The sequence below is a fragment of the Emticicia fontis genome (assembly GCF_054779675.1).
This window is the reverse complement of sequence record NZ_BAAGXU010000055.1, coordinates 35,789-47,052: the sequence shown is the minus strand read 5'-3', so window position 1 is coordinate 47,052 and position 11,264 is coordinate 35,789. Positions and strand designations below refer to the sequence as shown.

Below are 11,264 nucleotides of genomic sequence, written 5' to 3'. Positions count from 1 at the left end.
TATCACAGCCCCTGCTACAAAAGTAGTGTGTTCACCAAGTACTTTAACTTTAACAGCCAGCGGTTGTGCAGGAACAGTGAACTGGTCAACAGGTGCATCAGGAACAAGTTTAGTTTTATCAAGTGCAGGCACTTATAGTATTACAGCTACTTGTACCGTGGGTATTTGTACCTCTCCAACAAGTACCGCAGTTACAGGTTTACAGATAGGAGAAACGCCTACGGCCACAATCTCAGGTTCAACAAACTTAAGTTGTACCACGACCAGCGTGACCAGAACGGCTTCAGGTGGCGGCACTTATCAATGGTCCAATGGCTTGGGAACCAATGCCTTGGCAACCATTACCTCACCGGGTATCTATACTGTGACTGTTACAGCAAGCAATGGCTGTACTGCTACGGCTACTACCAGTGTGACACAAAGTACCATACCGCCGACAGCCACAATAACTGGCTCAACAAACCTGGATTGTACCACGACCAGTGTAACCAGAACTGCCAGTGGTGGAGGTACTTATCAATGGTCTAATGGCCTGGGAACCAATGCCTTGGCTACCATCAGCTCTCCGGGTATCTATACTGTGACTGTTACAGCAAGCAATGGTTGTACTGCTACGGCTACTACCAGCGTTACTCAAAATTTACTGACTACAGCTAATGCTTCTAATACAGGGCCTTATAATATAGGTGAAACAATTCATTTGAGTGCTTCCGGTGGTGATTCATATAGTTGGTCCGGCCCGGCTTCATTCAGTAGTTCAAGCCAGAATCCTACTATCCAGAATGCAATAATTGGTAATGGTGGCATTTATACGGTTACAGTAACTACTGGATCTTGTTCGACTACTGCTACCACTAATGTGATTGTGAGTGGTATTGACCCTTGCACACAGGTAGTTGATTATAGATATGTCAAGGCCGGTAGCCCTTACCAATTGATGTTTTCTCTGACTGATGGGATGGTCATTCAGCAGATTCCAGAACAAGTGTCTATCATGGCAGCGCCAATATGCCCAACTACTCCTATTGGTAGTGTTGATATGACCATTGTTGGTCCTGAAATCAACTGGACAATTCTGCAAAACGTAGAACCTTATGCTGTTTTTGATAACCTTGCTGATAATTTTAATGGGCGGAATTTCATTCCCGGTACATATACATTAACTGTCACAGGCTATCAGGAAGACAATAGAGTTGGTGGAGTTGTTTACGGGCCTGTGGTAACTACCTTCACAGTTGTGGGTACTATGGCAACTATCAGTGCTCCAACGGTATCAAATAATAATCTTTGTGCCGGAAGCGCGGTGAACGTAACATTTGCTACCACAGGTAGTTTCGACTCCGGAAACAGTTTTAAGGTTCAGTTATCAGACACCACAGGAAGTTTCAGGAATCCGGTAGTGATAGGAACAAGTAATAGTGCGGGAACAGTTGTTTGTCAATTACCACAGAATTTATCTATGAGCGGGCATTATCTCATAAGAGTAGCCTCATCCAATCAGGTAATTGCAAGCAATCCGACTATGAGTTTCTTAACAGTTACTCCTGCCTCTAAAAATCTGATGGCAGACATCAGCACAGGAACCACTACAGAGCAGGCGGCATTACAGATTAACGCGAGCAATAAAATCATCTCTCCTGCCAATGTAAGTTATAATGCAGGGAAAGCCATTATTCTCAATCCAGGATTTGAGACGAAAGATGGCAGCATTTTCAAAGCCCAGATTCAAGGATGTAGTAATTAAGGGCAAATTCAATGAATTGAATGTTGGTTCATTTGTATCCAAAGTATAAAGTAGCTTGTAAACTACAAGTTGAAAATTAAAACAATAAGGCTTTATGGAGTAATTTCATAAAGCCTTATTGTTTATACAGCAATAGATTGCCGACACAGATTATCATTCAACTTTACGCCTTGTTAAATAATAAACAGAGATGCCTAAAACTGCAATGATTAAATCTGGCCAGGTCTCGGTTTAATGCCTTTAGTGTCAGATAAGTTAAAAGGATACATCCCGCTTAACTCACCATAGCTTAGGGCGGCAGTCAGTGTCATGAAGCCTCCAATTATAAACAACTCGCTTGCGGTTTTTATACCATTCAGATTCGGATTTTAACTATTCATTTCCCAAAGTTTTGCAGTTCATTTAGTTTTTTGATAATTTGTTCTAAAAAAACAGTCTACCGAAATGAACGCCATCATTATTGAAGATGAAAAGATTGTAGCCAGAGAATTGTGCATAAAAATCGCGAAAACCAATCCTGAGGTAAAGATTTTAGATATACTCCCCAGCGTAAAAACTGCACTTAGCTGGTTTGCGGCCAATGCCGAGCCCGATGTTGTATTCGCCGATATTCAATTAGCTGATGGAGTAAGCTTTGAGATTTTTGAGAAATTTAAACTTAGTTGTCCGATTATTTTTATTACCTCTTATAATGAGTTTGCCATTCGCGCTTTCAAAGTGAATGGCATTGATTATCTGTTGAAACCAGTAGAACCCGCTGATTTACAACATGCCATTGAAAAGGCAAAAAATATTAATCAGAAACAAACTAAAAACCCCGTTGACCTAAACAAGTTGATGGAGATGCTCCAAACCGGCAATGCTCCTAAACCTGCCTATAAGGAGCATTTCTTGTGTAATCACCGTAATTCGTGGATACTGGTAAAAACCAAAGATATTGCTTATTTCAATTACGAGATGGTGGTGCATATTGTAACAAAAAGCAATGAGAAGTTCAGTCTGGATAATACGATGGAAGAAATTGAAGCAACGCTCGACCCGGATATTTTCTATAGAGTTAACAGGCAGTATATTGTAAATATAGATATCATTCAAAAGGTGTGGGGCCTGGAAAACCTGAAATTAATGGTCAAATTAAAAGAACCTCATCAGGCGATAGAAATTGACATCAGCCGCCAGAAAGCACCAATTTTCAAGAAATGGCTAGAAAAATAAACCAAGCATACAGGATCAGGAAATACAATAGTAACAGGAGATTCCACTCTGGCCTTCTTCTCCTGGCTATTTTATTGCTTTTTATAAACTCCATTTCGTTAACCTTTGCACAAAGGGTGCCTTATACATTTAATCAGATCAAGGTATCAGATAATAGTCTTGAGAACAGTATTTTTTGTATGCTTAAAGACCAAAACGGCTATCTGTGGCTCGGAACTGCAAGTGGGCTTAAACGCTATGACTCTGAATTGACCATTACGTTTAAGCATAAAAGAAATGATACGTCTTCATTGGTAGATAATAATGTGCTGGCTTTATGTGAAGATAAACGAGGGAGAATCTGGGTAGGGACAAGTGAGGGTGTATGTTATTTCGACAAGCAAAAGAACCATTTTATAACCATTGAGGGTCTGAATAAACCAGATTACGTTTGCCTCAATATTATTTGTGATTCCAGAGGAGATATCTGGTTTACCATACGTGACCGCGGCTTGTTTAAATTTGATTCACGTACTAATCATCTGCAAAATTTCAGACATGATGATGCCAACTACCAGACACTCAGTTCTAACCGAATTCTTCAGAATGGATTAATAGAAGACCCTGATAAAAAAGGATTATGGATTGTTTGTAACAATGATTATGGTTTGAATTATTTAGACTTTTCAAGCCAGAAAACAGTCAATCGGCTTTTTAATCCTGATAAAATTCCGGTTTTTGAAATTCAATCTCCTTCTGCATTAACTATCGATAAAAACAAAGTAACATTTGTCGATAACATTGCTCAGGAAATTGTCTGGTATGATACAAAAAGCCACAAAATAATAAAAAGATTTAAGCCCAAGGGTAATTGGTCTTCCTTTTTTGAAGTCTCAGATTTGTTTTTTGACATCAATCAGAATATCTGGTTAAGTTCATTCAATAACCGGGTTGCTTATATTGACATGAAAAAAAATATGACTACTGAGATTAAATATGAAAGGGGCAATAATAACTCTATTACAGCAAATCGTTTTTTTGATATTTTACAAGAAAAAAATGGAACAATATGGTTTGCAACTTTAAATGGCATTTCAACCATAAATGGTTTATCAGCACTTTATCCGAACAGGAAAATCTTTGATGTTTTTGATTTTTCGAAAGCTTTTTTCAAAGACGATGACAAAAATGGCTTCTTAAATCTGGTAGAAGAACCTCGCGACAGCTCGTGGTGGATGTCAACCAGCGATAATCGCCTGATCAGGTATCAACCGGAAACAAATCAATCTGCCACTTATCAGGTCCCAACCAACAAAAAGTATTTAAGCGTTTATGATATACCCATTATCCTCAATGATTATCAACAGCAGCTAATTGTAGTTAAGCCTTTTGAAATTTTCCTGTTTGAAAAGAAGACGAAAAAATTTGAAAAAATAAAGAATCACCCATTGATTTCTTATGGAGTCAGCTACTCTGTTTCCCATACAAGATTGATGGGTGATTCGTTGTGGGTTTTTCTGACAGGAAAAAGAATTTATAAAACCCTTAATTACCACCTGAAAAAAAAGACCTGGAAGATGTATCCGATTATATTCAGTAAAGGAGCCGAACTAAAGGATACCAATAAATACTTTGCACCGAATTTGTCTTTATATAGCCGAAGTGGAGAATTCTGGCTTGCCATTCATTCGGGTGGTCTGGCCAGGTTTTCAAAAGAAAAACAAGCATTTGAGGTTATCAAAACCAAACAGGACATTGATTTTGCTAAAATCGGGTTTTCGGGTTTTGTAGAAGATAAAAATGGAAAATTCTGGCTTGGCACTTATGACCTGATCAAATTTGATCCAAAAACTTACGACTTCAGAACAGTTTTAGACATGGATTTAATCAATGGCTTAACTATTGATGAGCACGACAATCTTTGTATGACTTTTCTGGATAATGTTATGTATTTCAACGAGAAAACAAGAGAGACATTTACCTTTAACTCCCAAATCGGCAATTTATTTTCAGATTGGGGAAACAGAATAATTACGCTTAAAAATAAAAAAATAGTTTCGATTTATAAACAAATGGCAGTGTTGCTTAATTTTAAAGACTTTAAGCTGCCCTCTTTCAAAGATCAGTTATACTTCAACCGTATTTCAACTGCCGATACTTCTATTATCCTTTATAAAAACAATTCACAAGTCAATTTTGATTCTAAGCAAAACTCATTTTACATTTATTTTGGTATCCTTACACCTCCGAATAATGATATGTATGAAATTTCTTATCAGCTGGAAGGTTACGACAAGAATTGGGTACTGAACAAAGAAAGTAAAAAGATGGCTGTTTATGGGCATCTGGATGGGGGTGATTACCTGTTTAAGATAAGAGCCAAAGATATCAATCAGAACTATTTACCTGTTCAGGTATTAAGAATTCATATTGATACACTCTTTTATCGGACACTGTGGTTCAAAGTGCTATGTGTTTGTGCTATTGCTTTCATTATTATTGCTTTCTTTCGTTACCGGACTGATCAGCGGAAGAAAATCCATCATTTGCAGATTCAATCAACCCGATTAGAAAAAGACAAGACCGAAATTCAATACCAGAACCTGATTAATCACCTGAATCCGCACTTTTTGTTCAATAGCCTTACCTCTTTAAATGGTTTTATCTTATCAGAACCTGAAGTAGCCTCTGATTTTTTGCAGAAACTCTCCGCTATTTACCGTTATATTTTACAGAATAAAGATACCGAAACCGTTACGCTAAGTCAGGAATTAGCTTTTGTTAAAAACTATGTAAACCTTCAGAAATCACGTTTTGAAGAGGGCTTACAGGTCAATATCACGATTGAGGAAAAGTATATGTTAAGTGAAATTGTACCTGTAACCCTCCAGAATCTTTTTGAGAACGCTATCAAACATAATACTATTGAGGAAGACAAGCCACTCATCATAGAAGTTTATATAGAGGATGAACAATTGATTGTAAAAAACAATATCCAGAAAAAGAAATTCGTAGAAACCTCTAATAAACAAGGACTAGACAGTCTGAAAACGCTCTATAAGTACCTGAGCACAACACCTGTAGAAACCCTGGAAACCGAGACTGAGTTTATTGTAAAAGTGCCGCTACTTTAAGTGAATAACTAAAGACAAGATTGAGTTATCCTATTATTTCTTTTGTAGATTGTGCCTCTGTCAAGTCAGCAGAAGCATATTTATGCTGATTCAATGTATATTGAATCAATCTTACCACTTGCATCATCTCTACTTCAGTACCAATCGTCAGGCGAAGACATTGGGTCATAGGGTAACTCAGCAGGATATTTCTTGCTGTTAATGTTGTTTTGATATGCTCTAGTAAATTGGCATCATGAAAACGGAGCAATAAAAAATTAGCCGTGGATGGCAGAACTTTAAAAGAGGTTTCATCAGACATTTCATCAAGCAAAAAGAAAACAAAATCTCTCAGATTTTTCACCCTTGCCTGGTTCACTTTTAAAGCATTGATATACTCCGGATTAGACAGAAACTCGGTTACTACCAATTCGGTAAAAATATTAATCGTAAAAGGAATTGTATATTTTTTGATCAAATTTATTAATGAAGTACTTCCGGCAGCATATCCAAATCTGATACTTGGTAAGCCATAACCTTTTGAAAGTGTTTTAAGTACCAGAAGATTAGCATATTCATTGACTAATGGCAGAACAGATTGCTCACCAAATTCGCCATAAGCCTCATCTATAATAAAAATACAGTTGGCGTGTTTCTTCAACAAAGTTTGTAAAGTAGCCAGAGGCAAACTTAATCCTGTCGGATTATTCGGTGATGTCAGAATAATTAATGATGGCTCGTTTACTTGTGGGAAAGTATTGAGGTCAAAGGTATTTTCTTCACTAATGTTCCAGTTTCTATATGGCATTTGCTCATTCTGGCAAATCTGATGATACAAGGTAAACGTCGGGTTCTCAATAATGGCTTCTGAGAGGAATTTAGAACAGCAATTAATCATTTGCTGTATCAATTGCGAAGAGCCATTGCCTAATATAATGTTTTCAGGAGTTAAACCTGCTTGATTGGCTACTAAAGTATGTAGTTTCGTTTGATGAAAATCCGGGTAACGATTCCAGGATACATTAACCATTTTATTGACCAATTGCTGTTTCAGGTTTTGCGGAATATCAAAGGCTGTTTCGTTACAATGCAATCTCATTACTTCATTTTGCTCTAATTCTTCCCAAAGCATTTGTTCTATCGCAGTATAATCTGATACCTGACTTGTTTTGGCTATTAATTGTTCTGTAGTTTTCATGGTATTTTTTAAAAAGAGAAATTCGATTTTTTTTATATTAATTGGCCCAGAAAAGGCTGGTTATTTCTTCGCCTTTGAATTCGGTGGCGTATCTGTTGGGTAAGTCAGCTTTCAGGTTTGTTCCATTTAAATCTGAATATTCGAATGGAGCTGTGCGTTTTTCTAATACAAACCCGGTTTCTTCAAATAATTGTACCCATTGCTCAGTTGCAAAATGTTTTTCTACCCTTACTTCTTCTGTATTCCCTAATACATCGTCAATTTCGCGGCTAAAGAAGAGTTTTAATGCCGCTTTTTCTTTAGTTGTAATAGACAATGTATCTATAATCTGGAATAAGACCCCATAATGATTAACACAGTTCTGGAAACGCTTTTGATATGCTGGTTCAAAATGATTAGAATTAGGCTCACTCAATACAAAGGCATCTACACTCATATTTTTCAGGATTTCAAAAACCGCCTTTCTCTGAGACAACTTTTGGATATGATGCAAGGCAAAGGAAGCGTTTACATATAATCCATCGTATTGAGCCGGAAGCATCTGGCGTAATTCATCTTGTGACATCTGCTCAATAAATGCTTCTTTGACGATGAGTTTTACTTCGAAAGGGGCATTCTCACTGGCACGTTTGATATTTGTTTCAGTCATTTTCAGGGCATCTGCAAAAGGTTCAATTCCGACAATAGTCAGGCATTTTATCTGGTTATCTGTTCTTTTAATAAGGCCTTCAATAATATTACTTACCTGAAAACCTGTTCCGATGCCAATATCCATCAAAACCGGACATGAATGATTTACCAGCGCATCTATCAATAGAATATTGGTACAGTGCTGGCTAAGATTTGCCAATGGGAATTGCTGAATTAATAGTTCAAACAAACGAATCTGAGGGATTTCGAAACGTTGTAAATAAATATGTTCTTGCGATTGCCCTACCATCAGGTGTTTTCTCATGGCTTTGGCCAAAGTATAGGCAAACATCGCCTCAGGGTCTTCCAGGTCTTCTAAAGATTCATGATAAATATCATTCAGCAAGGCTTTATCAACTTCGGTCAATGAGTCAGGCATTCTGCTTGCCAGATCTTTTAAAATTACTTGTGTATTGGCTGATACAATTTCCATAGAATAATGAGTTGTTTTTGATTGATGATTCAAAACTATTCAATGCAGACTGCTCAGTAAATTTTTTTCGGGCGAATAGCAGGAAAATGAAAATGAATTGTTTCCCAGATGGAAGTGAGTTGAAAAAGCTGTTTTTAAAATCTCCTACTCTTGCGGCTAAACTTATCAACAAACATTAGCAGTATTTTATGCCTTGAATATTGCACCTGATTGGCTATGCTGGTCTTATGAGTTTAATTGCTACTTATATAATTCTTCAGAATAATCTCTTCTTCCAAAAACACAGTTCGTTCATAAATTCTCTCAACTCATGCCAGTGTACATTTTCTGCGCCTAATAGCCTTTTTAGTTTTGCCCAAGGAACTAAAAAACAGAATTTATGAAAAAGTTAATTGTAACAATCGCCGTATTGTTTTCTGCCCTGCTGATAAGTTGTGAGGTAGACGACATCAAAGCAGAATACGGAAGAGGCCCCAAAACAGAGGTGCCGATGAGTATACAAGGTAGCTGGATGTTCGGAAATTTTTCTATGACTGAATACTGGAGCCAGGAACCTGCCAGCTATACCGGTAATGCCTTGCAACTGGCCATTGCTTTTAAGTTTAACGATAATGGCACATTTGAACAGTATTTTACCTCTGGCATTACCAGCAACACCAGCCAGACATATCAGCAATCGGTTACCAAAGGCACCATAGAAATTGATGCTTCTGCCAAGACCATCACCACTCATGCCTATTCTTCTAAATACCGCCGCACAGTAAACGGAAAAATAGTAGAAGATCGCCAGCTGGATGCTGACGAAATGACTAAAGATAATACTTACCATTATACGCTAGATACAGAAGCAAATGGTACGAGAGTAATTAATCTTACCATCGACGGCACCAGCAGCACATTACCATTTCAAAAGAAATTTTAATCTCAAAATCAGATAACCATGAAAATTTTTCTCAAAACTCTAAAATGGATAGGTATTTCCTTATTAGGTGTAGTAATCATATTTGTAGTGACGGTATCTATGCGCCAGAACCTTACTTATGAAGCGCCTTATCCGAATATTAAGGCGAGTAAAGACAGCGCCATCATTGCCCATGGCAAGAATTTGGCGCTAGGGCCTGCGCACTGTGCTAACTGCCATAGTACAGCAAATGTTGATTCGTTAGTGGCCTTAGGGCAGGAAGCGCCATTAAGTGGTGGATTTGCCTTTAAAATACCTCCGGTAGGCACTATTTATAGCCCTAATATTACGTCTGATCCAACACACGGTGTCGGAAAACGTACAGATGGTGAGCTAGCACGTGCCCTACGCTACGGTGTTCGGGCAGATGGAACTGCTATGTTTGACTTCATGCCTTTTCATAACGTATCAGATGAAGATTTAACGGCTCTTGTGTCTTATGTACGTACACTAAAACCAATCAACAAGCCTAGAAAGGAACATGAGTTTCAGCCAATGGGTAGAATCATCAAAGCGTTTTTAGTAGAACCAGTCTGGCCAAGTGAAAAAATTGCAAAATCGATAAAGATAGACTCTACAGTTGAATATGGTCGTTACCTGGCGCATAATGTAGCTAATTGCGTGGGTTGCCATACACAAAGAGGCTTAGCCGGAGGTTATACAGGTGCCCCATTTGCCGGTGGAAACAAAATCGGTGAGCTTATTACCCCTAATATCACAACCGATAGCACAAGTAAGATTTTCGGATGGAGTGAAGAGGCTTTTATTGCACGTCTGAAAGGAGGCAAGGTGATACCACAAAGTGAAATGCCATGGGCATCGTTCAAAAGAATGAATGACACTCAACTAAAGGCGATTTACAGATATTTACAAACGGTGAAACCCGCAAAGATGCCCAAAGAGGGATAAGATATAGGTGTAGGATTGTTTTATAAAGTTTGAGTATTTAAAAATAAAGTGAAAATCAAAAAGGCCGAGACTATTAGTTTCGACCTTTTTCTATTTACTAAACCTCTACCAGAATATATATTAATGCTGATAAACTTGTAAAAAAATAAGCACTCTATTTACCCATCCACTTTTTAAAATCAGTTACCTTTTCGCGGCTTACGATTGCTTCCTTATCTACAGGCGGATTTAATGCTAAAACCAGACGGTTACCAAAATAATCTTCAATTTTAGTAATACAACCTACTGATACATAAAAAGACCTGCTGATGCGGAAGAATAATTCAGGTTCAAGCATTTCTTCCAGTTCGTCCATTGTATAATCAACAGCATATCGCTTATTATCTGGTGTTTTAAAGAAATTCAGACGGCCATCGCTATAAAAATAACAGATGTCTTTTACTTCAATACTTACCAGTTTGGCACTGTATTTCACCAGAAACCGCTTGCGATATTCTTTAGGTTGCAATTTCTGTTGCAATTCTTTTACAATTTTCTCCAGCGAAGTATCTGTCGATTTATAAGCAACCGACAGTTTTTTGAATTTCTCTAAGGCTACCTGTAACTCATCATTCTGTATAGGTTTCAGCAGATAATCTACACTATTTACCTTAAATGCTTTCAAAGCATATTCATCATAAGAAGTAGTGAATATAACCGGGCATTTAATGTCAATCAGGTTGAATATCTCAAAGCTTTGTCCATCGGCCAATTCAATATCCATTAAAATCAAATCAGGGGCAGGATTAGCCGCAAGCCACTCTACACTACTTTTGATACTATCTGCCACCCCTACTACTTGTGCAGTCGGGTCTACGGTCGCTAGTGTTTTCTGGAGTTTTTTCACTGCCAGATCTTCGTCTTCAATAATTAGAATTTTCATAAACCAATGTCACGAAAAGGTTAACTGAGTATTTTTTATACTAATTTAAAAAGAGCTTCTTTATCCTCATACACCTTTAAGTGCAATCAGCTAAATAGTG

8 protein-coding genes are annotated in these 11,264 nt (G+C 37.6%); 5 read left to right on the top strand and 3 right to left on the bottom strand.

Annotated elements, in window-relative coordinates:
- From ACYVFA_RS23430 to ACYVFA_RS23420, 3 genes are all read left to right on the top strand, one after another.
- The coding region (locus tag ACYVFA_RS23430) for a 3-coathanger stack domain-containing protein (protein ID WP_460474298.1) at positions 1 to 1,744 on the top strand (1,744 nt) is incomplete at its 5' end.
- A gap of 444 nt (positions 1,745 to 2,188) precedes the next feature.
- Complete coding sequence (locus ACYVFA_RS23425; protein WP_460474297.1) at positions 2,189 to 2,959, top strand: LytR/AlgR family response regulator transcription factor; 771 nt, start codon at positions 2,189 to 2,191, stop codon at positions 2,957 to 2,959.
- Positions 2,944 to 6,072, top strand: a complete 3,129-nt coding sequence (locus ACYVFA_RS23420; RefSeq protein WP_460474296.1) for a sensor histidine kinase — start codon at positions 2,944 to 2,946, stop codon at positions 6,070 to 6,072. Before ACYVFA_RS23425 ends, ACYVFA_RS23420 begins: the two co-directional genes overlap by 16 nt.
- A gap of 25 nt (positions 6,073 to 6,097) precedes the next feature.
- On the opposite strand, the gene ACYVFA_RS23415 is transcribed toward ACYVFA_RS23420, so the two are convergent.
- Positions 6,098 to 7,249, bottom strand: a complete 1,152-nt coding sequence (locus ACYVFA_RS23415) for a pyridoxal phosphate-dependent aminotransferase (RefSeq protein WP_460474295.1) — start codon at positions 7,247 to 7,249, stop codon at positions 6,098 to 6,100.
- A gap of 37 nt (positions 7,250 to 7,286) precedes the next feature.
- Positions 7,287 to 8,372, bottom strand: coding sequence for a GRAS family protein (locus ACYVFA_RS23410; RefSeq protein WP_460474294.1), 1,086 nt, complete (start codon positions 8,370 to 8,372; stop codon positions 7,287 to 7,289).
- A 379-nt stretch (positions 8,373 to 8,751) separates the two neighbouring features.
- Between ACYVFA_RS23410 and ACYVFA_RS23405 the strand changes: the two genes are divergently transcribed.
- Both ACYVFA_RS23405 and ACYVFA_RS23400 read left to right on the top strand, forming a co-directional pair.
- Positions 8,752 to 9,294, top strand: a complete 543-nt coding sequence (locus tag ACYVFA_RS23405; protein WP_460474293.1) for a hypothetical protein — start codon at positions 8,752 to 8,754, stop codon at positions 9,292 to 9,294.
- 18 nt (positions 9,295 to 9,312) lie between these two features.
- Positions 9,313 to 10,242 carry a c-type cytochrome gene (locus tag ACYVFA_RS23400; protein ID WP_460474292.1) on the top strand — a complete coding sequence of 310 codons (930 nt, stop codon included), beginning with the start codon at positions 9,313 to 9,315 and terminating at the stop codon, positions 10,240 to 10,242.
- A 154-nt stretch (positions 10,243 to 10,396) separates the two neighbouring features.
- Here the strand turns inward: ACYVFA_RS23400 and ACYVFA_RS23395 are convergent, their stop codons facing one another.
- On the bottom strand, positions 10,397 to 11,164 hold the full coding sequence (locus tag ACYVFA_RS23395; RefSeq protein ID WP_460474291.1) for a LytR/AlgR family response regulator transcription factor: 768 nt from the start codon (positions 11,162 to 11,164) through the stop codon (positions 10,397 to 10,399).
- Positions 11,165 to 11,264: the final 100 nt, after the last annotated feature.